This is a genomic window from Pseudonocardia sp. Ae717_Ps2, from assembly GCF_001932475.1.
In the GTDB taxonomy this organism is placed as follows: domain Bacteria; phylum Actinomycetota; class Actinomycetes; order Mycobacteriales; family Pseudonocardiaceae; genus Pseudonocardia.
Genome location: NZ_MCIS01000009.1, coordinates 36224 through 62397 on the forward strand (window position 1 = coordinate 36224; position 26174 = coordinate 62397).

Here is a 26174-nt window from a genome sequence, read left to right on the forward strand (position 1 = left end):
CGGCAGCGGCTCCAAATACCGCGACCGCGTCTTCCGCGACAACTCCACCTCCACCAACACCCGCCGCCCATCCGGGAAAACCTCCACCCCATCCGGCATATGCGGCACCGGCGCACCCCGAGGACGCCACCCCGTCCGATGCTGCAACTCCCGCTCCGACACCCACCGACCCACATCCAAACCAACCCGATGAAACCGCACCGCAGCCACCGCACGCACATGCCCCGACACCGTCTGCCGCGGCATCCACCCCGGAACATCCCACCCCAACAACTCCCGCGCCAAAGTCCGAGACGGCCACACCCACATCGCCCCCGCATCCACCTTCCCCGTACGCACCCACCCCGCACGCCGCCACCGACCCACCACCGCATGCACCGCCTGCGCCGACACCCCCAACACATCCGACAACAAATCCAAAGGAAACCCATACTGATGCGCAGCAATCTCCAATAACGCCGCATCCCGAGCCGTCAACACCACCGAACCCGCATCCCGACGCCGCGCACGCACCCGACCTCCAACTTCCCCTAACACCACAACCACCCTCCCCAGCCACTCATCCAGCACATTCCACCAACAACAACCCCGGACTACACCGAAGCGATAGCGAGACGAACAACCCCGACCACCACACAAAGATCACCCCCCCCTCGACCACCTCGACAAACTAAATCAAGGACTGACTACGCCGATGCGTAGCGAGACGAACAAACCCCACCTACAAACAGCTACACCCAAACCAACCCGACCACCACCGAAGCCACAGTCCGTTGACCTTGACCTTGCTTTTAAAAAGGCATTGAATTACATTCTGTGACATCGGGTCCCTCCGTGACCCGGTCGGGCTGGGGGGCCGCCGCCCGACACCACCCCCGGCCGTCAGCGAAGCAGGCTGGGGGTGGTGTCGGGCGGCGGACCCCCAGCCCGACACCCTAGACCAGCAGGCCACAGCCTAAAAACAGGCCCACCCAACCACAGAAAAACACCAACGCCGCTTCCCAGGCGCTTCCAGCCGCTTCACAGCCACATCAAAGCCGATCACCCCCTCGGCTACACCACCGACGCTCCCAGACCTCACCCTCACAAGCCCCGACCCAAGTCGACCCACACCACCCCAACAGCAAGATCAACAAAGACACACCAGCCCCAACAGCGCCACCGATAAAGCAACCCCTAAAACCACACCACAACCCCGACCGAGAACAAACGAAACCAAGCCATGCCCCCTCCACCTCACTATCAGTGAGCAGCTCTCCGCTCTTCAACGCGCACAACGACACCCTTTCAGGTCGCCGTGAGGAGAGAGGTCCTTCGTCCGCATATAACGAGCACCGAGCGCGGTCATGTGAATGAGGCGCCGCCGCGCCCACCGTCTCCTGAGCTGCCGTCACGGCGCAGATCCACGAACCGCCAAGCCCTGACCCAGGAAAACAGGTCAAAAAGGCCCAGCGAGAGCACCTCGATGCTCGACCACGGGCCTTCTCCTCGGTCGCCAGCGACGCCGCCGCGGCCTCCTCCGGAAAAAGCTCTCCCGCCGGCGCCCCTTGCGCGGACGCGCAAGATACGATGTCATCATTCACAGTGCCCATCCCGCCAGAACGCAGCCCGGCGGGGCGGGCCGGGAACACCGATCGTGGAACAGGCCCGATATCGGGCGCGTCGAAGAAGTAGGGTTGAAGCTATGGCTCAGGTGACTCGGGTGGAGTTGGTGGACGACCTGGAGGGGGGCCCGGCGGATGAGACGATCCGGTTCCAGGTGGAGGGCAAGTCGTATGTGATCGACCTGAAGTCGGAGAACGTGGACTTGTTCCGGGCGGCGGTCGCTGATTTCGTGGCTGCGGCACGCCGGGATGTCGGTGTGGGGCCCCGGGCGGCGCGCCGCTCGGCACGAGCAGCGACCGATGAGGTGCGGGCGCAGAACCAGCGGGTCCGGGCGTGGGCGCGGAACAACGGGTATGCGGTGTCAGAACGCGGCCGGATCCCCGCAGAGGTCGCGCAGGCCTACGCCCAGAACCACTGACTCGGCCAGGCGCAGCAGGGAGAGCTGTGATGAGCATCGAGGACACCGCCACCGACTTCGACGCCGACTTCGACGCTACTGATGCTGGGGTGGACGCCGATGATCGACGGGTCGGATTCGGTGACGACGAGTACGACGTATTCATGGTGAACGGATGACGGCGATGGAACAGATGGCTGCGTTCCCGGACTTCGCGGCGGCGGGAACGCAGCCAGCGGGCGCGGTGCGGTCGATCCAGGGTGAGCAGACCGACCACACCGGTGGGGCGCGGCCGCGGGCCTCCGATGATGATGTTGATGCCTATGTCGATGGGGTGTCGGATGAGGTGTTGGCCTGCCGGGAACGGGGCCGGCACCTGTTCCCGACGATCCGGCAGGCAGGGATCCACTTCACCGGCGTGGACGAGACCGGGCTGTTGCTGCGCAGGTTGCGGTGCGGGTGTTGCCGATTGGCGGTGAAAGTGGAGAAGTGGGAAGGCACCCAGGCCGGGGGCCGGACCCGGTTCCGCCGCGTCGCCTCAACGTTGGAGTACCGGGTCGGCACCGACGGGCAGCAGTACCTCGCCCCCAGCGGGTCAGGATTCATGACACCGCGACAAGTGGGCGACTCCATCGCGTCGAAAGCGTTGTCTGGCGCAACACTAGCAGCGGTGCAGCGCGCCGCCGCCGAAGCAGCCACCACAGCAGACGACCCCGCAGACCCCGCAGCTGCCGGTGCTGATGCCGCCGTGACAGGCAGCTGACCCGGTCGTGGGCGTTCGCACGGTCCGGTTCTGCGACATCACCGGTGTCGAGTCCGACGATGTCGCCCACCATGAGTTGCAAATCGATCAGATGCGGGTGGAGATCGACCTGGTCGACACCGAATACGAACGACTCCTCACGGCGTTAAAGCCATTCATCGACGCAGGCCGGATCGAAGCCTCCATCCCCGCCATTCTTACTGCTCCTGACGTCCCCGCTTCTGCCTCCACTGTTTCTGCATCCGTTCCCGCGATTACGGCGGGGACCGATTTTCCCACTCACAGTCTTGGAGCGGCGAGGGAACCCGAGACTGACGACACAGCGGCGGGGGAGCCTCGGGAATTACTGGCTGATGTGGCAGTGGTGATGGCGGGCCGGCGACGGGTGTTGTCCCGGGAAGTGGCCTTGTCGTTACAGCAGCTAGCTCCGGGGGTATACAGGTCGTGGACGCAGTACCGGCTGGCCCGGGAGTTACCGCCAACCGCTAAACCGTATGGCGATGTCGGCGGCATGTATGTTTCACTCCAGAAAGTCATCGCTGCGCGTAACGCTGCACGACGGGCCGCTAAAAAGAAAACCACCGAGAAACGAATAACGAGCACAGGTGCGTCGCCTGCAGGTGGGGGATTATTCTGATCCGACAGCGGGTCTCGTTGAGCCCCTACCGTCGACAGATTTCCTGGAATAGGGGACGAATCGATGCCAGGAGGGAGCGATCCGAGCTACATGTATTCGACTCGCTGGTCCGGTAGCAGCGCGGATCATGACCCCGTTACTGCGGCGCGAGCGGCGGGCGTGGTGGTGTCACGCGCCCACGACTCGAATGACGCACGATTGTTGCTGGAGATGCTCGATCTCGTCGAAGGCGCGACTCGTTTAGCAGATTCTTTCCGGAGTGAAAAAAGCGGCCGGTGACGCGACTGGCCCTGCGGCACCGGCAGGCTCCACCGACCCGACCCGCGGTGATGTTCACGTGCAGGCCCGCCGCAGCGCATCGGCACGCTCGGTGGTGACGGTGAGTTGGTAGCGGGTAGCGCCCCGGACGAAGTCATGGGCGTAGGGTGGGCGGGGCTCGCCGCCGCCGATGACCTGACAGCCACCGACGATCCCGCGAACTGCCGTAAATGCGCCCTCGCCGGCAGCCGGGCCGCAGCGCGGCGGGCGCCGCCGTTCCAGACCACCCTGTTCGACCTCGACACCGGCGGCGGAGGCGACAGACCGGTGCCGGGCTCGCTCGACTGAGCGCAGCGGTCACACGTCTTACGGCCCGGTGCTCGACATCTCGAACGGCGCGCGGCCGGCGGCACTATCCTGGGTCGAATGAGGTTCACCGGTGCGTCCGGAATGATCGGCGACGCAGATACACCCACCCTGGTTCGTGTTCGTGTTCTTCGGGGCGGGAGCGGGCTGTGAGTGCCGAGAAACGGATCGCGGCGCGGATGGGGCCGGGTGATGTGGTGGTCGCGGTATCGCAGAAGTTCCCGTTGCCGGGGAAGAACCTCGTCGCGATCTCACGGGTCGTGGGGAACCATCTCGAACGGGCCCGTCGCCGCGGCCAGATCGTCGACAGCTACGCCGGGCCCGACCACGACCGAGTCACCGGGCGCCCCCTCGACCCGGGCGAGACGGGTGGGGACGTCCTCGTCGTGCGGGTCGAGGTCATCGCCACCAGCATCAACCCGGGCCTGCAGGGCGGGATCGCGGCACTCCGTGCCGGGATCAGCGCAGCGATCGCCGCGCTACCCGACCAGTTCGACCCCGCGCAGGCCGCGGAACTACTCGCCTCCGTCGCCGGGGACGCGATGAGCGTGTCCTGGGCCGACCGCGACGAACTCCGGTTACGCGCCGAACTGTTCTCCTGAGCTGTCCCGGAGAAGGAACCCGATAGGGCCGATATGTGCGATCCTGGACGGTGTTCACAGTGTTCATCGACACGCTGGGTCGACGCACTGGGTGTGTGAGGACCTTCGGAGAGGTGATGGTGGCCCGACCCGATCGCAGCCCCGACCGGTGCTGGCTGGATGTTCCGTTCGTGGAGAAGGACGTCGCGAAAGCGGCGGGGGCCCGTTGGGACGCTCGGGCACGGCGGTGGTTCGATCCGGCCCCGCCGACCGCGGCGCTGGCCCGGTGGGCGGCCCGCCCGGAGGTGCCCCAGGTGCTGCCGGGGGAGGACCGCACGGTCGGGGACGGGCTGTTCGTGGATCTGGTCCCGTCCTCGTGCTGGTTCACCAACGTCCGCTCGTGTGTCGACCCTGCCGACTGGGAGCGGCTACGCCGCCCGGTCCTGAGACGGACCAGGTATCGCTGCGAGGCCTGCGGCCGCGGCGAGGACCGCCGGCCCGACATCGCCCGTTATCTCGATGTCCACGAACGCTGGACCTATGACGACGCGACCGGGGTGCAAACGTTGCGCCGTCTGGTGTGCCTGTGCTCAGGCTGTCACCTGGTGACCCACTTCGGATACGCGAACGTCCAGGGCCGCACCGAGGAAGCCCTGACACACCTGTGCACGGTGAACAGCTGGACCGAGGAGCAGGCCGTCGCGCATATCGCTGAGGCCATCCGGACCTGGGAACAGCGCTCGGCTCGGACGTGGGAGCTGGACCTGGGGATCCTCACCGCCGCCGGGATCGGCCTGCGACACCCACCCCGAGCACAGGAACGGGCGCAGATCGCCGACACGACCCTCGCCCGCGACACCCCCGCACCGACAACGCCCGCACCGGACACGACCGGGTCCCCGTCGGTGCCCCGGCAACGCGCCGCGGCGCCGCGACCCCGGGCAGCAGGGAAGACGACGAGGAAAAAGACGCCGGGAAAGCCGTTGACCGGTGAGCAGCGGGCCGCGGTCGAGGCGTTCACCGCCGGCTACGACCTGACCATCCAGGCCGGGGCCGGGGCCGGGAAGACCTCCACCCTGCGTGCCCTGGCCGCGACCACGACCGCGCGGGGTCTGTATCTGGCGTTCAACAAGTCCATCGCCACCGAAGCCGGGGCCTCGTTCCCCCCGTCGGTGCAGGCGGTGACCTCCCATTCCCTCGCCTACGCCGCCCTCGGGCACCGCTACCAGGCCCGCCTGAACGCACCCCGGATCCCGAGCACCGACCTCGCCCCTGTTCTCGGGATCGACACCCCGTTGACCTTCGGTGAACGGAGGGTGACCCCGACCGGGCAGTGCGCTGCGGCGCAGAAGACCGTCCTGAACTTCTGCCACTCCGCCGACGACACCATCAGCCGCCGGCACGTCCCCTACCTGACCGGGATGCCCGACCGTCGCGCCCACCGGATCTTCGCCGGGATCGTCGTGGACTACGCCCGCCGCATCTGGAACGACCTCCAGCATCCCGACGGCACCGGCGACGGCGATGGCGGCACCGGCGTGTTCCCGTTCAGCCACGATCACTACTTCAAGATGTGGGCGCTGACCGGACCCCGTCTGGACTGCGCGTTCCTGCTCCTCGACGAGGCCCAGGACACCAACCCCGCCCTGGAGAAAATCTTCCGCGACCAGCGCGGGCACGCGCAGCTGGTCATGGTCGGTGACTCCGCCCAAGCGATCTACGGCTGGCGCGGCGCCCGCGATGTCATGACCGACTTCGACGGTGTCGGATTGACCCTGTCGCGGTCGTTCCGCTTCGGTGCCGCCATCGCCGACGAAGCCAACCGCTGGCTCCCCTACACCGGGCAAACCCTCCGGTTGACCGGTAACCCCGACCTCGCCAGCACCATCGGCCCCCTCGACGAGGCCGGTGGGGATGTGCCGGATGCGGTGTTGTGCCGCACCAACGGCGGCGCGATGGGCGAGGTCATGGCCCTGCTCGCCGCCGGCCGCCGGGTCGCGCTCTGCGGCGGCTGCGGCCCACTACGCGCCTTGGCCCTGGCCGCGCGGGACCTACAAGCCGGGCGTCCCACCAACCACCCCGAACTGCAGCTGTTCACCAGCTGGGACGCCGTCGGTGACTACGCCGAGCACGACCCCGCCGGACACGACCTCAAACCCCTGGTCGACATCATCGACCGGCGTGGGGTCCCCGCCGTCCTCACCACCCTCGAGCAACTGTCGGCCGAACCCGACGCCGAGGTCGTGGTCTCCACCGCACACAAAGCCAAAGGCCGTGAATGGCCCGTCGTGCGGATCGCCGGCGACTTCCCCCCACCCCCGCTCCAACCCGACCCCGACACCCCCGGGGAGAAGATCATCGAGCTCGACCCCGACTACGCCCGCCTCGCCTACGTCGCGGTCACCCGCGCCCAACACCACCTCGACCCCGGCAGCCTCGACTGGATCCACCACCCACCCGCCGCCCTCCGCACCCGGCACCCAACACACAGCACCCAGCACCACACCGGGCTACGCATCGGCACCATCGACACCGACAGCGGCGGCGGCGGTATCGGCGGTGCTCGCCGCTATCAGGCGGCCGGCCACGACCCCGCCGACAGCCAGGACCTGCACCACGACCGCGACCCGCAACGCATCGGAGAGATCCTCGCCGCCCACCGCACCTGCACCGCCACCCGCCACCCCACCGACCCCACCATCCCCGCTGAGGCCCGCCGCTGGGCCCGGGTCATGACCGGCCTCGCCTCCCGCTGGTAACCGAATCACACCTTCCCCAGCAACGTGAAATCGTGATCCGTTCTCGTTTTCATGCGACGAGCATCGCGTTCACCGATCTGGTTGGCGTGTCCCGGTTCGGGGATTCCAGTTGGTGCTGGATGTTCGGGTTCTGAACCATTGTTTGCCGAGTGGAGCGAGCTCGCTCAGGCGTTGGAGTTGGAATCGGTCTCGGTCGGGGCGTGTTTCCAGCGCCGCCTCAGCGAGGCCGTAGGAGTTGTCGCTGACGACGTAGAGCACACAGAACTTTTCGCTGGAGGTCAGCGCTGTACCGGTGGCAATCAGCGCTGTCCAGTCCTCATCCCACCCCGGGGTCGCCTCCGAATGCGATGACGGGTCCGACGACGGGTCCGACGACGAGGACGAGTTCAGGTTGGCGTTCAGGTTGGCGTTCAGGTTGGCGTTCAGGTTGGCGTTCAGGTTGACGCGGACCAGCCACGGCCATCCCGTGCCGGTCGAGCGGGGAACCAGCCAGGCCAGACCATCGGGATAGGTCAGCGGGCCGGGCGGCGCCCCGTTGGGAGTCCTACCTGTTTTCTGAGTGGGTGTCCGCGGTCGGGTCGGGGCGGGAGCGCGGTGTTCGGATTCCCAGCGTAGATAGCGGCCGGACATCCATTCACCGCCCATGGATTCGATCGCGGCACGGACCAGACAGACCGCTCGAAGGTGCCGCCACGTGGTTTCCGTCGGTGGTATTTCGTTCCGGTAGGGAGCCGCACCGGCGATCTCGTTTCCGTACGTGGTACACCACACCCACCGCACGGTACCGACCGTGGCAGTTTTGACCAGCCCGGCTCTCTCCCACCGGCGCAGCAGCTGCTCCATTTCCACACCGGTCAGCCCGCCGCACATGTTCCACACCATAGATTTCGGCATCGCCGACATCTCAACGATCCAGGAGAACACCTCACCATGCTTTCCTACAAGCTTCCGAACATAATCGGACTCAGCCATTATCGATCACCTATTTCACATGATTGTGTATGAGCCTTCGCTGACCTGCTTGTGCAGGTCAGGTGGACGAATACCAGCGGAGCGGGTGCGCCCGGGCCCGGGCTGAACTACGGACAACAGGTTGGAAAAGGCTCATAGGTGGGAGCGGAGGGTGCGGGGCCCGGCGGGGCGGATCGAGGCCGCTGGTGGGCGCTGCTGAAAGGGGTCTTCGGCGCCCAGCGAGACGAAGCGGCTGTAGTGCAGTTGGTGGGCGACGGTGACGGTGACGGTGGGGCCGTTGCGGTGTTTGGCCAGGATCAGGTCGGCCTCACCGGCGCGGGGGTCGTCGTTTTCGAACGCGTCGGGTCGGTGCAGCAGGATGACCATGTCGGCGTCCTGCTCGATCGAGCCGGACTCGCGCAGGTCCGACAGCATCGGGCGTTTGTCGGTGCGCTGCTCGGGGCCCCGGTTGAGCTGGCTCATCGCGACCACCGGGACTTCGAGTTCCTTCGCGAGGAGCTTGATCTGGCGGGAGAACTCCGAGACCTCCTGCTGGCGGGACTCGACCTTGCGGCCCGAGGTCATCAGCTGCAGGTAGTCCAGGATGATCAGCTTCAGGTCGTGGCGTTGCTTGAGCCGGCGGGCTTTGGCGCGGATCTCCATCAGCGTCAGGTTCGGGGAGTCGTCGATGAACAGCGGCGCTTCGGAGATCTCCGACATGCGGCAGGCCATGCGGGTCCAGTCGTCCTCGGACATCCGGCCGGCGCGCATGTCGGCCAGCCGGATCCGCGCCTCCGCGGACAGCAGACGCATGACGATCTCGGACTTGCTCATCTCCAGCGAGAAGAACGCGCTGGTCATGCCGTGGCCGATGGAGCAGGAGCGGGCGAAGTCCAGACCGAGGGTCGATTTGCCCAGACCCGGCCGGGCCGCGACGACGACCATCTGCCCCGGGTGCAGACCGTTGGTGACCCGGTCGAGGTCGGTGAACCCGGTCGGGACACCCGCTGCCGCTCCGCCCTGGGAGCCGATCGCGTCGATGGCGTCCATCGTGGGCTGGAGAAGCTCTTCGAGGACGGTGTAGTCCTCGGTGGTGGTGCGGTCGGTGACCTCGTAGACCGCGGCTTGGGCCCGGTCGACGACCTCTTCGACCTCGCCGGACTCGTTGCCGTGGTAGCCCAGTTGCACGATCCGGGTGCCGGCCTCGACCAGGCGCCGCAGGATCGCTTTCTCGCCGACGATCTCGGCGTAGTAGGCGGCGTTCGCCGCGGTGGGCACGGTCGCGATGAGGGTGTGCAGGTACGGGGCGCCACCGAGGCGCACGAGCTCCCCGCGGCGTTGCAGCTCCGCGGACACCGTCACCGCGTCCGCGGGGTCACCGCGGCCGTAGAGGTCCAGGATCGTCTCGTAGACCGTCTGGTGCGCCGGCCGGTAGAAATCGGGCGGGCGCAGCACCTCGACCACGTCGGCGATCGCGTCCTTGCTCAGCAGCATCCCGCCGAGCACCGACTGCTCGGCGGTGAGGTCCTGCGGCGGCTGACGATCGAATCCCGACGACTCCGCAGCCCCCGATGTTGACCGTCCCCAGGCCCGGGTCGTCGCCCGCCGCGGGGAGGAGGGATCCACCGCGCGCAGCGGCCCGGCAGCACCCGAACCGGCAGGATCAACAGGATCGGGAGGGACCTGATCGTCGGCGACCGGTTCCGGAGGCAACGGCACCACCCCCACCTCCGGCATCGCCGCTTCCCCCGGATACGGGGAGGTGCCTGACGGGTCGCTCACCGCGCCATCCTGACCGGCACCGCACCCATCAACGCTCACCGGGTCGGTCACCCAGACACTCGCGACACCACTGCCCACCGGGTCGTGGGCAAGCCGACCCGGACCGCAGCCGCCCCCAGGCGGCGAGGACCGGAAGCGGCGCGGCAGCACCTGTCAGCAACTCCGGCAGGTTCACACCGGCACCGCCACTGCTCGGTCGAGCCCTGGCCGGTCGAGGCCGACCGCACCCCGGTGGCGGGCCGCCCGACGGCGACCGGCCGTGGTGGTCTCGAGGTGAGCACGGATCATCGCCATCGCCGCCTCACGGCCGGCGCGGGTCGCGGGCCCGGGTGCCGGGTCGGCAAGAGCCGAGTCGCAGAGGGCGCCGCCACGATCCTGGCCGCCACGATCCTGGCCGCCACGATCGCCGCGATCGGCGTGGTCGGGGTTCGCGTGCTGGTCAGGGCTGGTCTCAGCACCAGTCTCGCAGCCGACGGCGATAGGTGAGGTGTCACAGCTGACGTCACGAGTGGTGTCACAGGTGGCGTCACGAGACGGTGACGAGGCGGGTGCCAGCGGGAGCGGGTTCTCGTCGAGAGACGCGACTTGAATGATCCGCAACCACCGGCTCAGATGCCGCGTGAACGCCTGAGACACGTAGGTGACCGGCTGAGTACCCGTGGCGTCTCTCATCGCCGCACAGGCGATCTCAGAGGCCTCTACGAGGGTGATGCCAGCGTCGAGACCGGACTGGATCGCCGACCCGACCCGCTCGACATCGTCGACCGTCGGCCGCCACGACGACGACGCCCGCTTGGCCGTCTGCGCCCACTCCACCCACGGCAACCGCGCGACCAGAGCCCCGACCTCCGCGCCGACCTCCGAACCGGCCTCCGCGGAGGCCCCCGCGCCGACAGCACCGGCCGAACCGGCCGAACCGGCCGGTTCGCGGTGGCCCGTGGCGGGCGGCTCCGCCGCACCGCCCGGCACGGGCTCCATCGACTCCTCTCCTCTCCGACTCCTCGGAGAGGAGTCGATCGATCTAGAGAAGATGCCCAGATGGGCATCAAGACCCTGACCTGCGGAAATAGCGGCCGACACCATCTTCGTGCCCATCTGGGCACCGGGGCCGGGTGGGTGCGGGCGGGGCGGGGCGACGAATAAGCGAGTGGGTGTTGTCGGATCGGAGAGGGCGCGGTCGAGCTCGGAGTAGGTCCGCGGTCCGACATACCCGATGGGTGGTTGGGTGAAGACCGTGAACGTGTCGGCCGCCCGGCCGCGCTGCCCGGGCACGTAGTGCCGGTCGATCCGCAGGAACCCGATCTGGGAGAGGTAGTCGAACAGCCAGCCGGCTTTGTTCGCCGACTCGTAGCCGCACCAGCGGGCGAGTTTCGCGCGGTCCAGCTCGACCCGCTCCGGATCAGTCGAGCGGACCCGGTCGGCCAGCAGCACCTGCGCGGCGGTCAGGACCTTGTCCGCGGCCGTGCTGATGGCCCGCCCGTCGCTACGACACGGCGGTGCAAGCCGCACGCACGCGGCGATCCAGAACGGCACCGCCGCATCGACCGGGGAGTCACCGGCCACCGAGACGAACCGGTCATCCGCCCGGCCGGAGGCATCAACGCCCAGGTCGACAGGCATAGACGGCCCACGGCCGGGGTGGTCGGGGTGGCCGGGGTGGTGGGGCTGGCCGGTCATGGTTAGACTTCTCCCATCTCAGCCTCACGGCTGGTTTTCCAGCCTCACGGCTGGGTTTTTTTGTCGAACGACTCGCGGCCCTTTTCCTTGCCAGGGGGGGCCGTTTGTCGTTGTCTGGGGACAGACCGTAGTCGACTGGTTCATCTGCGGCACCGGCAGGTTCCACCGGCCCGGCCCGCGGTGGTGTTCACGTGCAGGCCCGACGCAGCGCATCGGCCCGGTCTGCGGTGACGGTGAGTTGGTAGCGGGTGGCGACCCGGACGAAGTCGTGGGCGTAGACACACGCATCGACCGGCGGCATCCACTGCTCCGGTCCCTTGTCGGACTTCGACCGGTTGACCTGCGCGGACACGGCGAGCAGGTTGTCCGGATCATTCGCGAACACCTCCCGCTGCCGGTCGGTCCAGGCGTGCGCGCCGGACCGGTGGGCCAGAGCGAGCGGGATGACATGGTCGATGTCGATCTGTCTCGCCGGCCCGGTGACCGTCTGCCCGCTGTACGGATCCTGAAGTGTGCCCGATGTCACATCGCAGGTGTTGCGGGTGGTGGTGTCGGTCAGGTCCCGGGCCAGGACGTAGTCCCGGATGTCGCAGCCCGGCCCGACCGCGGGCGCCCATCCGGGTCCGAACGCCTCACGGCGGTAGTCACGACCGTGCCGGTCCGGGGCGATCCGCAGCCCGGACACATCCACCGGGCCGGCCCCGTTCGGACCAGCCGCTACCGCTGACCCGGCAGCGGCAGAGTTGTCGCCGGAGTTGCCGGTGTCGTGCTGGAGTGCCCAGATCTCGACCAGCACGAACACGCCCACCGCGGCCACGGTCATCAGCAGCGTCGCCGCGCGGCGGTCCCCGACCGCCCACCGCCCCGACCGCAGCCCCGGGTGGCGTCCCGGTTGTCGTCCGTGTGTCGGGTTCATCCGGTTCATGATGTCGAGCCCGTCTCGGCGGGTGCAGTCGGGGCGGCGGTCGCGACGGTTTGGTAGCGGCCGCGGGCGACCCGGGCGATCCGCCCCTGCCCGATGAGTGTGTCCAGGGCGTCGTGCACCGCAGCCTTCGACGCCGCCGCCGCCGCGACCAGATCCCCGGTCGCGACCGTGCCGCCCTCGATGAGGGCGAGGACCTCGGCCTGCACCGGCGACACCACACCCGCCGGCGCAAGTGCAGATGCAGGTGTAGGTGGGGTGTCGGCGGTGGCGGTGCGGGTTCCCCAGGACGGCTGCGGGCTGCGCCGAAGCCCGCCCCGCCCGCTCCCAGCCCCGGCTCCGGCTCCGGCAGCGCCGCCGTCGGTGAGGTGGTGGGTGCCGCCGAGGCCGCCGATCTGCCACCGCCCGTTGATGGCGGGTCCGAGGACGGTGGTGATCGCGGCGTCGTCGAGTGGATGCAGCTCGGGCTGGGCGAAGTGCCGGTCGAACGCGGTCGACACCGTCAGCTCGGGTGCCGGCCGGCCCGTCGCGGTCATCCGGGTGGCGTCAGCGTCGCTGGGTAGCCAGTCCCAGCGGACGGGTGCGTCCAGGTGGGCGTGGACGGCCATCCCGGGGATCGGGCGTCGTGGCCGGGCGTCGTCGAGGGGGAGCTCGTTCGGGTCGCACACCAGCCCGGGTACGAGGTCCGAGGACGATTTGGAGTTGGTGCGGAACGCGATGACCTGGGAGGCGAACGCCGACCGGGCGTGGTCACCGCCCCAGGCGGCTTGTCCTTGGGACTGGTTGCAGCCGACCACCCACACGCCGAGCGCGCGGACGGTGTTCACGGTCTCGGTCCACAACGCGGCGGTGGTCGGGTCGTGGGCGACGAAGGAGTACTCGTCGTGCAGGAACATCCACCCCGGCATCTCGACACTGGGGAAGATCAGGTCCGAGCCGGCCTGCGCGGCGATCTGGGCGCGTGCTTCCAGGATCGCGCCGATCAGCCTCGGCAGGGCGAGGACGTTGTGTTTGCCGATGACCGCGATCCGGGCGCGGGCGGCGAGGGCGGTGGAGGAGTTTCCTTTCGGGTCGGCATAGAGCAGGTTGAGGACGCCGGTGGACAGTGCGGCGGTGGTCAGGATGTTCGTGGCGCCGGACTTCCCGCCGCCGGTGGAGCCGACGATCATCGTCGGCACGGTCCCGGAGTCGTTCCACATGACGACGTCGACCTCGCCGGTTCCGTCGACCGCCCGCCCCACACCCTGGATCGTTCCGTCGTGCACGCGTGGCGCGGTGAAATAGCGGACCTGCGCGACCGGGTCGGTGTGGATGACCGTCAACCGCGCCCGCGCCGCGCTCTGTCCCGCCCCGGCTGGGGCGAACAGGATTCGGTCGGCGGGCTCTCCGAGCCCGCCGGCGAGGCGGACCCGGTGGGTGAGCAGATCGGCGATGGTGTGCACACCACGAGCCAGGACGACGTCGAACGTCGTCGTGTAGGGCCCGTCGACACGGTTCGTCAGCCGGGAGCCGGGGACCTTCCCGGTCGTGGAGCCGTTGGTCTGCGCCCACGCCAGGCAGTACCGGTCGTGTTCGGGGTCCGGCGGGGCGAGCGCCGGCAGCTCGGATGACGTCAACGGCGCGACCTGTGGGCCGAGCGGATGGGCCCGCCACCAACGGGTGCCCAGCACGGTCGTGCCGAGGACTGCGGCGGCGCCGAGTAGCGGCGACGGGCCCGTCGTGGCGAGTGCGTGGGCCAGAACTGATGCACCCGCACCACTCACACACAACTCAGGCCACCACCGGCCGACATGGGATCGGTAACGGGCTGCGCCCAGCACGGCCGCAGCGACCGGGAGCGCGGCAGCCGGGCCGGCGAACACTCCCGGGTCTGTCGTGGCGCCGAGCGCGGCGGCGGCGGCGCCGATCCAGTGCCCGCCCATCCCGACACCACCACCAGCGGCGGCCGGGATCCAGGGCCAGCGCCGACGACTGTTCCGATCCGCGACCAACACCCGCCGCGCGTTCTCGCACCGATCATCACCACCGACCTCCAGCGGGGCGCCCCGGTCACCGGTCGGGACGACGGCGGCCTTCACCCGCGACCAGAACGCCGCCGCATGGGCACCTGATGGCGCCGTCTCACTAGCGCCGTCACCGCGGTCCTTCTCCCGGGCTGCTGCCCGCTCGGCGGCGAGCCGGGCGGCGTGCTCGAACCGCGTCCTGCGCGTGATCGTCGATGCAGACCTCACCCGAGTCATGACTGTTCTCCCTCCTTTTTCTCCTGGTCAGCGGCGTGGTCGGCGCTGTGCTGTGGTGATGGAGTCGGAGCACCCGCCCACACCACTCGGGTGTGGGCGGGACTCCGAACCCACCAGGTCAGGCGTGGCCCAGGGACGCCTTCGACGCGCGGCCGATCATGTGGTGGGAGGTGTGGGCGTCGGCGACGATCTGCCCACCCACCCCGACCCGCTCCGCGACCAGCGACAACGAGTCGATCACCCCGCCCAGCTGACCCCCCACGCCGTCGAGGGCGTCCAGGCCGACCCAACCGTGGGATTCGAACTCGTCGGCGATCACCCGGTGGCCGGCGATGAGTTGTTCCAGATCGGTGGCGGCGTCCCGCAACGCCGCCGCGATGTATTCGTGGTTCCCGTCACCATCCAGTACTGCCGTCATGGGCTTCTGCTCCGTTCCTTCTGGCGTGTGCGCTTGTCAGCGGGTTAGAGGACGGCGTGTGGGCCCGGCACATAGGGCGCCGCCTCGTAGGCGTCCCGGCCCTGGTCGCCCTGAGCGCGCATCTGACTGGCGAGGTCCCGGTAGGCGCTCTCGGCGTCGGCCAGCACCGTCAGCGAATCCGACAGTGGGCCGGTGACCTGCTCACCCCAGCCTTGCCCGGCGAGCCGGTCGGTGAACCCGGACAGCTGGGTGCGGTAGACGCCACACGCGTCCGCCGCGGCGGCCAGTCGGGTGACAGCGGCCTCATACATTCCTGGACCTCCACAAGAAGTAGACGTAGTAGACGTGGTCGTGCTGGTGGACGGCGGGGACTCCGTCGCCGGCGCGGGCACGTCCGGATCCACGGCTTCCCCGTCCCCGTTCCCGTCCGGGGTCGGGCGGGCCGCGGGAACCTGCCCGTCAGCGGCCGGTACGCGGCTGGGCAGGCCGGGATCATCGGTCGCCACGACCGCACCCCCCGCCGACCCCGTCACGGGGCCGGCGCTGGTGCGGGTGTCGCGGCGGCGGCCCCACAGCTCCAACACACCGCCACCAGCGCCGGCACCAGTGCCAGGGCTGTCGGTGCTGGTTGCGGTGAGGCCACGGGCGTGCGCCCACCGAGCCCGCGCCCGGTCCGCCCGCTCCAGGCGCCGCTGCTGGGCGGCACGCCAGCGCTCATCCCGACCCGGGGCGGTCGCGTCGTACCACGCCCGCCGACGGGCGGCGCGGTGTTCGCCGCGCTGCTGAGCGGCCTGGCAGGCGTTCGCCCAGCGGGAGGCGACGAGTAGTCCGAACGCGCCCCGCCCGGTCGGGCGCCCCGAGCTGGTGCGGGCCCCGCCGGCGTTCTCGTGGCGCATCCGCGCCCGCGCGAGGCCGGGTGGTTCTTTGCCGTTGCTGTAGGCGGCGGTGTCGGTACGGCCTTTCGTCACGAAGAACGCGACGACGACACAGGTCAGGAAGAACGCTTCCACCAGCCACTCCTTCCTTTTCTAGCGCTGTATCGGCACACAGCTAGAACTTGCGGTGTCATCAGGTGAGGGATGCGGCGAGGGCGGCGATGAACGCATCCGCGGCCGGGTACAGACGCGGGACACCGGCCAGGACGGTCCCGACCAGGGCCAGGGCGGCGACCACCAGCAGCGACTTCGACCTCGTCGCTGCGGTGATCCCCGACCCACGCAGCCGCGAGTAAGCCCACAGGGCCGCGGCGGCCGCGACCGCACCCACCGCGCTGACTCCGACGAGCTGGGCGGTGACCTGCCCAGCACCGGACAGGGCCCCACCCGACAGATTCTGGAACAGGACGCCGAACCAGCCCGCGGACGCGCCGCCGACGCCGAACCCGCCGACCACCGCCAACACGGCGGCGACTTTCTCCCAGTCCACGCCTTTACCGGGAACATCCAGGAAGACCAGCAGTACCGCGAGGACGAGTGCGAGGGCGCCGAGGGCAGGCATGGAGGACGGGATGAACATCGACCACGACATCACCCACCGCCCGACAGCGACAGCACGAGCAGTGCGATAACGACAACGGTGATCATGAACCCGGACGGTTTGTCCCGGATCACGTTGCACAGCCAGTCCAGCGGGAACACCACGGCCAGGGCGGCCAGCGTCAGGACCGAGTGCACGGCTCTCACCAGCGGGTTCTGCGATGTGGTCCAGTCCCCGGACCGCGAGTACGCCCAGGTCTGGGCGTATGACGGCGGAGTCTGGTTCCACCGGGGCCGGGCCTCGATCAGGTCGCGGACTACGTCGATGAGGCGCTGGTCCCACGGCGCCAACGGCGTCACCACCGCGGCGGCCGGCTCGGCGGCGGCCCCAGGACTGGCCGGGTTCGACCCGCCGGGAGCGGCCGGGTCGACGACGTAGAGACCCGGTCGGCCCGCGCTCTCCACCGCCGACTCTTCCTGCTGCTGGTGGTCAGAGATCGGCTGCGACACGACGACCACCTCCCTTCCGGGGGTGCCGGTGACGGCACCGGCCGCAGGCCCGCGGCGGCGTGCCACCATCACGTGGCATCTCGAATGACCGACCACAGAACACACAACGGGCGCGGACATCCATCACGACTCACCACCTGCGGCGGTGGCGGGGCGCTGCTCGCGGCGGGCCTGGCTGCGAGCGGCGGTGCGCTGCTTCGCCCGGATCGCGGACGCCGCCGCACGTTCCTGCCCGGCGTGGAGTTCGGCGAACAGGTCCGCGAGGTCATCGGCGATACGGTCGACGCGGCGCGCGGTCTCCGGTGCTACCGCCTCGGGCTTCGGCAACGTCGCACGCACCGCGGCGAACGCTACGACCAGCCGTTCGGCCGGTGTGGACGCCTGACCGTAGGCCGACACGAACACTTCCTTCCGGGCCTTACCGCGCCGCAACAGCGCATACGCACGCCGAGCACGCGGGCCCCCGCGCTCTGGCTGAGCAGTCACCGCTGCTGGTATCACGCCGCCACCGCCCCAACACCAGCCGCGGCGGCGATATCCGCATGCCGCTGGCTCGCGCGCTCGGCATCGGTAGTGCCGCCCCAGATGCCGTCCTGGCCCGTCGCGGTCGCCCACTCACGACACGCGACACGCACCGGGCAGCCGGTGCACACCAGCCGGGCCTGCAACACACCCAGCTCTGACACCGGAAAGAACACCTCCGGATCAACACCGACACAGCGCCGACCCGGATGCGACGACAACACCACCGGGACCGGGATCCCAGGTCCCGGATCATCGTCAAAGACAGGACTACGCTCGACCACGTGGGTCACCTCTTCATGCTCGGGGTGGCCTACAAAGGGCCTCGGCGGAGGAACAGTCCGCCGGGGCCCGACCACCAGCACCACGTCTAACGTGGCACATACCAACATTAAGCATCAGAGTATGCGGCGGCGCCAGCGAGGCGTCAAGAGGCAAGTGCCGGCGCCGGCCGTGACTGCTCGTCCAACAACCAAGGAGGCGGCACGCTTGACTGGTGACCGCGCCGATGTTCAGCGCCACCTTGGCGAGATACTTCAGAAACTCCGGCTGTCTGCGAATCTTTCAGGGCGATCTCTTGCTGCAATTTTAGGGTGCGATCAATCGCGGATAAGCAGAATTGAATCAGGCCAAACAAAAATATCTGACCCTGAGGCGCAGCGATGGGCGAGGGAAACTGGTGCCTCCACCGAGGACCGCGCAGAAATTTCCGCCTTAGTCTGCAAGGCTGCCCCCTTGCAGATCTCATGGCGCGGAGCGCCAATTGGCGGCTGGGGCGCTCGCCAGGGAGACCTCTCTGCCCTGGAATCCGAGGCCCAAAGAATCCTCGTATGGCACCGATCGGGAATTCCCGATCTGCTCCAGTCCTCCTCCTACATGCTCCAAGGGGTTCAGATTGAGTCGCAGTACTCAAAACAGAGCACTGCAGCCCGCATGTTCGCAAAAGTGTCTCGCCAGCGAGTCATCTATGAGCAGTCATCACGATTGGAAGTGATATTGACAGAGCGCGCCCTAAGGGGGCTTTCTGGAAATCAGAGAGTCCTCGTGGATCAACTGATCTGGATCGGCTCTCTCGCCAAGCAAGATCGGCTAACTCTTGACGTTTATCCGATCGGTGGGCCACTCTCCATTAACGATGCACCCAGCGTTGCGATTCACCTCGCCCCTCAGAGCGGAATGGAAGACGTGGTCGTACATACAGAGCTCAAGGAGTCGCCTGAGAGTGGCCCCGAGAGCACTCAGCGGCACATCGACCGGTTCCGCGCCTATCAGCGCCACAGCTGGCGTGGGGATCAGGCGGTCGAGTTCGTCGAGAGCCTCGCTCGGGAGATGAGCCGCGGCGAGTCGGGCGACACCGGCGGCGACGGTGGGCATGACGGTGCGTGATTGTCCCGTTGTCCAACTGGACAACGGGCCGGGCGTGCTGGCGTGCGTCCTACGCGCGTGCGGGCCCGCACGCGCGTAGGACGGCAGGGTCCTTCCGCTTGTCGGGTCTTTGTCCAGTGGTTTGTCTACCTCCTGGACAAGCACAGAGCGTGACGCGCACCCCCTCCGCGCACCCCCTCCGCGCACCCCCTCCGCGCACCCCCTCCGCGCACCCCCCCCCCCCCCCGCGCACCCCCTCCGCGCACCCCCTCCGCGCACCCCCTCCGCGCACCCCCTCCGCGCACCCCCTCCGCGCACCCCCTCCGCGCACCCCCTCCGCGCACCCCCTCCGCGCACCCCCTCCGCGCACCCCCTCCGCGCACCCCCTCCGCGCACCCCCTCCGCGCACCCCCTCCGCGCACCCCCTCCGCGCACCCCCTCCGCGCACCCCCTCCGCGCACCCCCTCCGCGCACCCCCTCCGCGCACCCCCTCCGCGCACCCCCTCCGCGCACCCCCTCCGCGCACCCCCTCCGCGCACCCCCTCCGCGCACCCCCTCCGCGCACCCCCTCCGCGCACCCCCTCCGCGCACCCCCTCCGCGCACCCCCTCCGCGCACCCCCTCCGCGCACCCCCCCCCCCCCCGCGCACCCCCTCCGCGCACCCCCTCCGCGCACCCCCTCCGCGCACCCCCTCCGCGCACCCCCTCCGCGCACCCCCTCCGCGCACCCCCTCCGCGCACCCCCTCCGCGCACCCCCTCCGCGCACCCCCTCCGCGCACCCCCTCCGCGCACCCCCTCCGCGCACCCCCTCCGCGCACCCCCTCCGCGCACCCCCTCCGCGCACCCCCTCCGCGCACCCCCTCCGCGCACCCCCTCCGCGCACCCCCTCCGCGCACCCCCTCCGCGCACCCCCCCCCCCCCCCCCCCCCCCCCCCCTCCGCGCACCCCCTCCGCGCACCCCCTCCGCGCACCCCCTCCGCGCACCCCCTCCGCGCACCCCCTCCGCGCACCCCCTCCGCGCACCCCCTCCGCGCACCCCCTCCGCGCACCCCCTCCGCGCACCCCCTCCGCGCACCCCCTCCGCGCACCCCCTCCGCGCACCCCCTCCGCGCACCCCCTCCGCGCCCCCCCGCGCACCCCCTCCGCGCACCCCCTCCGCGCACCCCCTCCGCGCACCCCCTCCGCGCACCCCCTCCGCGCACCCCCTCCGCGCACCCCCTCCGCGCACCCCCTCCGCGCACCCCCTCCGCGCACCCCCTCCGCGCACCCCCTCCGCGCCGCCGGGGGGTGAACCTTTCCGGAGCTGATCTCCTGTGGCTGGTTTTTCTTTCGGCTGCGGCAGCGATACGCCTACTCGTGGGTCGTCGCGCATTCTCGTCTGGATGGGGTCGTGTAATGTCAGTGCGGCCACTGCGCGTGCAGTCGGGACGAGGGAGCGGGGATGACTGTTCACGAACTCAGGCCCACCGGTGGTGTCGCCGGATCTGACGCCACCACGCCTGGCGGTCCTTCGCCCGACAGCACCTTGTCTGGTTCTGGCGATGAACTGTGGGGCTGGCGGGAACAGTCTGGTCCGGAGGACGCCGCGGAGCTCGCCGATATTGCGGATGGTGGGCCACAAGGTTTGTGGGCGTCGGTGTGGCCGCGTGTTCTCGCGGTTCTCGTGGTTGCTTCTGTGGGGCTGCCCGCGGCGGTGGCGTCGTATTGGCATTTGCAGGAAGTCGCGGCCCGGTTCAACCCCGGATCTGCTCTGGCGTATTGGCTGCCGTTGTCGGTGGACGGGCTCCTCGCCGCCGCACTGGTGGTGGTGTGGTCACGGCGCACCCGGGGTGAGCGTGTCGGGTTCGGGCCGTGGGCGGCGTTCGCGTTCGGCATGATCGTCACGTTGTTGGCGAACGCCGCTTCTGTTGTCCCGGAGAGTGAATGGGTGCGGCCGGGGTCGGTGTTGGCGGCGGTGGCGGCGTGGATGGTGGCGTTGTTCCCGCCGGTCGCGTTCGCGGTCAGTTTGGAATTGATCGCGATTGTGCTCCGCCCTACCCGCCGACGGGCCCGGGCGATCCAGCACGGCCGCGCCGGGCGCGGCGGAACCGCAGCGGTCGACAGCCCGGTCACCGGTGAGGCCCTGGAGCCCGCGGCGGCACCGGTCCCGCAGATGACACCGGTCCCGCAGATGACTCTGCCGGCGATCTCACCCGCCCAGTCCCCAGCATCAGCTCCGGCTGCGGCGGGGCTGGTTGGGGCGGTTGTCGAGCCCGGCCGCGACCCGGGCGACACGGTCCCGTTGCCTGCGGTGGCACCGGCTGACGCCAACGTCGGTAGTGGGTCCGGGGTGGCGGGTCAGACGAAGCAGGGCCGGGCCGAAGCGTTGTTCATGGCGGCCTGGGACCGGGGTGAGGATCTGTCGCTGGCTGAGGTCGACCGGAGGATCGGCGGGAACCGGACCGCGGCGAAGGCCAAGCGCAGCCTGCGTGATCGCGGTCTTCTGCCGCCGGCCGAGCATCTCCGGCCCGCGCCGCGGGCCGGCGCAGGCCGGGCGAGTACCCAGCTCACTCCTGCCTGACCAGGCCATACCGCCCCGGGCACCGACGGACCGGTCGGCGCGGACACGGTGACGGCGCAACCGGTGATGATCACCGGCGATACTGGGAGCCATGATCGGTAGGCGTGCGCGGTGCAGTCGCGGCGTTCGTGTTCTTCTGTCTGCAGTCGCGGTTCTGCTGGTCCTGGCCGGTTGCGGAGCCGGGCCGGCCAGGACCGACGATGGGCCTGTGGCCGAGGTGGTGTCTCCTCCGGCTGCTGTGCGGGAGGCGTTCGATCCGCCCGCTGATTTCGGTCCGCCGGTGGGTGAGATGGGGCGCGGCGCTGGTGACATCCCGATCGTCGAGGTCCTCGACGGTGTGCACGGGTGGCTGCTCGGCGCGAAAGGCCTGGTCCGGGTTGATCTCACGACCGGTGAGGTGGCCGACGGTCTGTTTCCCGATAATGCTCCGCACCCGGAGGTCGATCTCGACCTGGTCAACACCGGCACCAGCACCGTGGATCCGGCCGGCCCGCCGGTCGTCGCCGACACCCCGGTCGGGCGGCTGGTGCTGGCCGTGTTCCCGGTCAAGATCCCCGATCGGGGCACGGTCCCGGGTGGGATCGGAGTCGAGGTCGTCGCCGCGGACTCGGCGACCGGGCAGAAGGCCCAGAGCACGCTGATCCCGCTTCCGGGAAGCGAGGTGCCCGGTTCCCGGCCGTGGTTCGAGTACGTCAACGTAGTCGGCGTTCACGGGGCGACTGCGGTCGTCGATGTCCGTACCAACGAGTACGAGTTCACCGCTGCGGTCGACCTGGCCTCCGGGCAGGTCCTCTGGACCGCGCCGGGGAAAGCCGGCCAGCTGGTCGTCGGCGACACCGTGATCGTCACCGTCTCCGACTGGGGCGCCGGCACGCGGGACACGCGTGGGTTGTCGGTTGCCGACGGTCGTCAACGCTGGGTCAGCACCTCGGCCGGGTCGGCGTTCCCCGTCGGGCGGGACATGGTCCTGCTCGACGGCTCCAGCACTTCGGTGGTCATCAACGCCACGTCCGGGCGGCCGGTGCCGTCGGTCCCGTTGCACGGAGATCGGCGCGGGTGGAGCTGCTTCGGCGACCAGCGCTCGGTCACCGTCTGCCAGCGTGGTGGTGGACGGTCGGTCGAGGTCCTGCTCGGGCTCGACGATTCCGGCGCCGAGCTGTGGCGCATCGTCAATCAGACCGGTGGGACCCGAGTCCCACCTGCGGTCTCGACGGTCTGGCACGGCGCGATCTACGGCTACACCCGTGACGGTGTTCCGACCGTCCTCGACGCCCGAACCGGCGCTGACCGCACTCCGGTCGCGGCGGTCGCACCGTTTCTGGTCAACGAGTACTTCGGGATCGCCGCTGTCGACGCATCGGTGGGCCAGGTGAGCGCGCCTTCCCGTGCGGTCGCTGTCCCCGCCACCTCCTGACGAGCACTTTTCCTTGACCGCGGCCGGGCCCTGGCTGCTGAAGACAACGTCAGGTCCAGGTCATCGTGATGACGAGCATGGCGGCGACGATGACCAAGCCGAAGATCACCAGGGCGAGCCACGGCCCGGTAGCCGGCCGGGGCCCCTCCGGCGCTGTCGGGGCCTGGGTGCGCGTGCGGCGGTGAGCTGGCGCGTGGTCCCTGGCCGGGTGGTCGCGTGCGAGGGCCTCGACCAGGTCAGCGCGGTTGAGTACGGCGGTGTCGGCTTCGGCCGCTGCCCGGGAGGCCGCGCGGTCGGGTCCCGACGTCCAGGTCGGCCATGCCAGCCGATCACTCTGGCTGTCCGGTCTGGCCGGGGTGTCGGTGTCGCGGGGCGTGTTCACCGGTGCACTGTGCGCGCCCGGTAGGCAGGCGCACCAGCGGTGGCGCTGGTTGTCACCGACTCGTGCGCTCACGAGCCCACGCCGGGCCGGGCCGGGCCGGGCCGGGTTTATCCGGGCATGTTCGGTTTGTCTGGTTATCTCCAGGTTTTCGGGTTGAGGCGTCGGCGTCCGGTCGTGGCGTTGGTGCTGGTGCGGGCGATCAGGCGGGCGCGGGTGGACTCGATCAGTGCTCGGGTGTCGGGGCTGATCTGGCGGGCCTGGGCGTCGGTGGCGGCTTGTGCGGCGAGGTGGCGGGCCTGTCGGGCGATCCGGTCGGCAGCGGGTGTGACGTGGTCGCATTTGAGCGCGAGGGGCGGGTAGTCACCGGTGGCGGGATCGACGACCTGTCCGTACTCGTCGCATTCGGCGCAGCCGGCGATGCGCTGCCGTGCCTGTTGCGCGGCCTCAGAGCGCCGCTGAGCGGCCGTAGCGGCCTGCTGGGCCTCTTGGGCTTGCATCCGCTTGCGGACCGTTCCGCAGCCGCCACAGGGCCGGTCGTGGGGGTCGGGGTGGGCGAGGTGACGTGAGCAACGCCAGGTCTCCCGCCGCGCCGGGTCCGGCACCAGCACCGCCGGTGCTGCCGGTGTGGGCGGGGTGTGGGCTTGCGCCGCGGCGGTGGTGACCAGGTCAGACACGACCGAAGTAGCGGCGGCCGGTGGGCCCTGGTCGGCCAGGGCGGCCAGGACGGTGGCCGGCGGTGCGGCGGCGGGTTCCGGGCGTAGCGCGTCGAGTGCCGCCGAGGTCTCGGCCAGGGCGGGCTGCTCCAGCGGATCGGCCGCCGCCGGTCCCGCTTCCTCCGGGCGGGGTGTTCGGGTCGAGGACTCCTGGGGGGCGTTGCTCGGGGTGTCCCGCTCGGGGTCCGGACGAGCGCCGCCCGACCGGACCGGGTCGGCGCCGGTCGCGGGCGCGCTCGCGCGCGTGGCCTCCCCCGTGACGGTCACCTGACGGTTCCAGGCAACCCGCGGTGAGACCCCCGTGGGGTCGCACGGTGAGACGGGGGGGGTCTCACCGTGAGACGGGGGGGGGAGCTGCGGAAACACCGGTTCGGGCAGGCCGGCGACGTGCTCGCCGAGACCCGCCCCAGGAGCCTCGGACAGACCCCTCAGACCCGCCGGATCCGCCCCCGCGCCGACCGCCGCACCGACCGCTCCGTCGACCATTCCGGCGCCCGTGTCGAGGACCGAACCGGGGGCCGAGCCGGTGTCCGGCTCGGCGTCTGTGTCGGCGGCTGGTGTGATGCCGAACAACACCTCGAGGGTGTCGAGCTCCACCCGGGCCCGGAGCCTCGCCCGGTTCCGCTCCTGGAGCACCTCGACCTGGATCCAGTAACCATTCGAGGTCCACGCCCCGTTCCTACGGTGCCGCCGGGCACGCCGCAGCACACCCTCACGCTCCAGATCGTTCAGCGACCGGAACACCGTCGCCCGCGACAACCCGGTCTTCCGCGCCACCGACATCACCGCCGGGAAACACAACCCACGCTCGTTGGCGTGGTCAGCGATCGCCAGCAACACCGCCCGCCGCGACGCCATCGCCACATCAGACTTGAACACCGCATCCATCACCGCGACGCTCACCGCACACCCCCGAACAAGACGAAGGCGGCCAGGTCAATGAGCACAAACGGGGCGGCCACCGACCCCCGCGAGTACAGCTGGTCGAGGTCGAGGTCGAGGTCGAGGTCGAGATCGAGGTCGAGGGGGGCCTCGACGGTTCTGTAGGTCACCGCTACAGTCCTTCCAGCACATGAAGTGCTTGGTCAGGGCAGTCGGCCTGGTCGATACGCGGTCCGAGTGACCACGTCGATCCGGAACTGACTACTCGATGGGTGACCGCGCCGCTTTTCCTGCCGAGGAGTCGGCGGCGCAGTCATTACTTGGATGCAGACGGTAGCGGGTCGGGTCCCGATGGGTTCGCCCGCTACCGTCTGCCCCAGGAACTCGCTGGTCCACCAGCATTTACCCCGCCCCACCCCGCCGCCGCGTCGGCCTTGTCACTGGTGGGTGTGAGCAGTAGGCCGGCGCAGTCATGACAGACGACCGCCTCGACCGCCCCGAACATCAACGCCCGCGGGTCACGGATGCAGGTCGGGCACCGATAGCTGCCGCCGACCCAGAGCGGTCCGTCCTGAGCGATCGTGTTGCTGGCGGTCACCATGTGAACAAGTCTCCGTTCGTTGACCGAGACCGAAGGTGCTGACCTGTCGTCTGGGTGGCGCTGTCCGGGATTCCCGGTAGGCCCAGGTCACCGGTAGTCTCCAGTTCCGTACTGAACGTGGCTGCCGCGGTCGTGGCGATCGTGTCGGTCCAGAGCACGTCGTCGCCGGTGATGCTGTAGCTGGCGCCGGCGCCGATCACTACCGCTACCACGACCCCTCTGGTGAGAGCGCCAGCGATGACACGGTCGGCGGTGCGGGTGTCGCGGCGGGTGTCGCTGTGGCTCCGGGTTCGTCTCGGAGGGGTGGAGGAGTCGTGGAGAGTCGGTCGCAGCGACGGAAGGTGGCGCGGCTGGCGAAGCGACGCAGCAAGCAGATCGACCGAGTCCGGCTGAG

At 69.7% G+C, this 26174-nt stretch carries 23 protein-coding genes and 1 pseudogene; 9 read left to right on the forward strand and 15 right to left on the reverse strand.

What is annotated here, in order from left to right; translation table 11 throughout:
* The first annotated feature begins 1684 nt into the window (after positions 1 to 1684).
* The 6 genes from Ae717Ps2_RS31895 (at position 1685) to Ae717Ps2_RS31915 (ending at position 7366) form a co-directional block, all read left to right on the forward strand.
* Positions 1685 to 2023 (forward strand): Lsr2 family protein, encoded by a 339-nt coding sequence (locus Ae717Ps2_RS31895; RefSeq protein WP_075334713.1) that lies wholly within the window; start codon positions 1685 to 1687, stop codon positions 2021 to 2023.
* 29 nt (positions 2024 to 2052) lie between these two features.
* Positions 2053 to 2181 (forward strand): hypothetical protein, encoded by a 129-nt coding sequence (locus Ae717Ps2_RS39935; protein ID WP_255407983.1) that lies wholly within the window; start codon positions 2053 to 2055, stop codon positions 2179 to 2181.
* A complete protein-coding gene (locus tag Ae717Ps2_RS31900) occupies positions 2178 to 2765 on the forward strand; it encodes a hypothetical protein (RefSeq protein ID WP_075334714.1) in 588 nt (195 codons plus the stop codon). Before Ae717Ps2_RS39935 ends, Ae717Ps2_RS31900 begins: the two co-directional genes overlap by 4 nt.
* A gap of 7 nt (positions 2766 to 2772) precedes the next feature.
* On the forward strand, positions 2773 to 3402 hold the full coding sequence (locus tag Ae717Ps2_RS36825) for a hypothetical protein (protein WP_143510807.1): 630 nt from the start codon (positions 2773 to 2775) through the stop codon (positions 3400 to 3402).
* Positions 3403 to 4175: 773 nt separating this feature from the next.
* On the forward strand, positions 4176 to 4628 hold the full coding sequence (locus Ae717Ps2_RS31910; protein WP_143510809.1) for a hypothetical protein: 453 nt from the start codon (positions 4176 to 4178) through the stop codon (positions 4626 to 4628).
* A 116-nt stretch (positions 4629 to 4744) separates the two neighbouring features.
* Entirely contained in the window at positions 4745 to 7366 is a 2622-nt protein-coding gene (locus Ae717Ps2_RS31915) for a UvrD-helicase domain-containing protein (RefSeq protein WP_075334717.1), read from the forward strand.
* Between the two features lie 69 nt (positions 7367 to 7435).
* Here Ae717Ps2_RS31915 and Ae717Ps2_RS36830 read toward each other — a convergent pair whose 3' ends face one another.
* The 11 genes and pseudogenes from Ae717Ps2_RS36830 to Ae717Ps2_RS39940 all read right to left on the reverse strand — a co-directional run bounded on the left by Ae717Ps2_RS36830 (position 7436) and on the right by Ae717Ps2_RS39940 (position 18156).
* Positions 7436 to 8338, reverse strand: coding sequence for a hypothetical protein (locus tag Ae717Ps2_RS36830; protein ID WP_158071599.1), 903 nt, complete (start codon positions 8336 to 8338; stop codon positions 7436 to 7438).
* Positions 8339 to 8545: 207 nt separating this feature from the next.
* Positions 8546 to 10099: pseudogene (dnaB, locus tag Ae717Ps2_RS31925) on the reverse strand (replicative DNA helicase); the annotation flags it as partial.
* 171 nt (positions 10100 to 10270) lie between these two features.
* Positions 10271 to 11194, reverse strand: a complete 924-nt coding sequence (locus tag Ae717Ps2_RS31930; protein WP_158071600.1) for a hypothetical protein — start codon at positions 11192 to 11194, stop codon at positions 10271 to 10273.
* A gap of 769 nt (positions 11195 to 11963) precedes the next feature.
* The gene (locus Ae717Ps2_RS31935) at positions 11964 to 12692 is read right to left on the reverse strand and encodes an HNH endonuclease family protein (protein WP_158071601.1); all 729 of its coding nucleotides are present in this window, start codon (positions 12690 to 12692) and stop codon (positions 11964 to 11966) included.
* A gap of 5 nt (positions 12693 to 12697) precedes the next feature.
* Entirely contained in the window at positions 12698 to 14938 is a 2241-nt protein-coding gene (locus Ae717Ps2_RS31940; protein WP_143510781.1) for a hypothetical protein, read from the reverse strand.
* A 118-nt stretch (positions 14939 to 15056) separates the two neighbouring features.
* Complete coding sequence (locus Ae717Ps2_RS37630; RefSeq protein WP_075334689.1) at positions 15057 to 15356, reverse strand: hypothetical protein; 300 nt, start codon at positions 15354 to 15356, stop codon at positions 15057 to 15059.
* A 44-nt stretch (positions 15357 to 15400) separates the two neighbouring features.
* Positions 15401 to 16366, reverse strand: a complete 966-nt coding sequence (locus Ae717Ps2_RS31950) for a hypothetical protein (protein WP_075334690.1) — start codon at positions 16364 to 16366, stop codon at positions 15401 to 15403.
* Positions 16367 to 16424: 58 nt separating this feature from the next.
* The gene (locus tag Ae717Ps2_RS31955; RefSeq protein WP_075334691.1) at positions 16425 to 16883 is read right to left on the reverse strand and encodes a hypothetical protein; all 459 of its coding nucleotides are present in this window, start codon (positions 16881 to 16883) and stop codon (positions 16425 to 16427) included.
* Complete coding sequence (locus Ae717Ps2_RS31960; RefSeq protein ID WP_143510785.1) at positions 16883 to 17341, reverse strand: hypothetical protein; 459 nt, start codon at positions 17339 to 17341, stop codon at positions 16883 to 16885. The genes Ae717Ps2_RS31955 and Ae717Ps2_RS31960 overlap by 1 nt, the downstream gene beginning before the upstream one ends.
* Before the next feature lie 123 nt (positions 17342 to 17464).
* Positions 17465 to 17740, reverse strand: coding sequence for a hypothetical protein (locus Ae717Ps2_RS31965; RefSeq protein WP_143510787.1), 276 nt, complete (start codon positions 17738 to 17740; stop codon positions 17465 to 17467).
* A gap of 98 nt (positions 17741 to 17838) precedes the next feature.
* The gene (locus Ae717Ps2_RS39940) at positions 17839 to 18156 is read right to left on the reverse strand and encodes a WhiB family transcriptional regulator (protein WP_304442465.1); all 318 of its coding nucleotides are present in this window, start codon (positions 18154 to 18156) and stop codon (positions 17839 to 17841) included.
* Positions 18157 to 18268: 112 nt separating this feature from the next.
* On the opposite strand from Ae717Ps2_RS39940, the gene Ae717Ps2_RS31975 reads away from it, so the two are divergent.
* From Ae717Ps2_RS31975 to Ae717Ps2_RS31985, 3 genes are all read left to right on the forward strand, one after another.
* Positions 18269 to 19249 (forward strand): Scr1 family TA system antitoxin-like transcriptional regulator, encoded by a 981-nt coding sequence (locus tag Ae717Ps2_RS31975; RefSeq protein WP_083702691.1) that lies wholly within the window; start codon positions 18269 to 18271, stop codon positions 19247 to 19249.
* 1420 nt (positions 19250 to 20669) lie between these two features.
* Complete coding sequence (locus tag Ae717Ps2_RS31980) at positions 20670 to 21788, forward strand: DUF2637 domain-containing protein (protein ID WP_083702692.1); 1119 nt, start codon at positions 20670 to 20672, stop codon at positions 21786 to 21788.
* A gap of 280 nt (positions 21789 to 22068) precedes the next feature.
* A complete protein-coding gene (locus Ae717Ps2_RS31985) occupies positions 22069 to 23202 on the forward strand; it encodes a hypothetical protein (RefSeq protein ID WP_143510791.1) in 1134 nt (377 codons plus the stop codon).
* Positions 23203 to 23251: 49 nt separating this feature from the next.
* Here Ae717Ps2_RS31985 and Ae717Ps2_RS31990 read toward each other — a convergent pair whose 3' ends face one another.
* The 4 genes from Ae717Ps2_RS31990 to Ae717Ps2_RS39625 form a co-directional block, all read right to left on the reverse strand.
* On the reverse strand, positions 23252 to 23584 hold the full coding sequence (locus tag Ae717Ps2_RS31990) for a hypothetical protein (RefSeq protein ID WP_075334697.1): 333 nt from the start codon (positions 23582 to 23584) through the stop codon (positions 23252 to 23254).
* A gap of 134 nt (positions 23585 to 23718) precedes the next feature.
* Complete coding sequence (locus Ae717Ps2_RS31995) at positions 23719 to 25200, reverse strand: helix-turn-helix domain-containing protein (RefSeq protein ID WP_083702693.1); 1482 nt, start codon at positions 25198 to 25200, stop codon at positions 23719 to 23721.
* Entirely contained in the window at positions 25197 to 25349 is a 153-nt protein-coding gene (locus Ae717Ps2_RS37635; protein ID WP_158071598.1) for a hypothetical protein, read from the reverse strand. Before Ae717Ps2_RS37635 ends, Ae717Ps2_RS31995 begins: the two co-directional genes overlap by 4 nt.
* A gap of 424 nt (positions 25350 to 25773) precedes the next feature.
* The coding region (locus Ae717Ps2_RS39625; protein WP_233147872.1) for a hypothetical protein at positions 25774 to 26174 on the reverse strand (401 nt) is incomplete at its 5' end.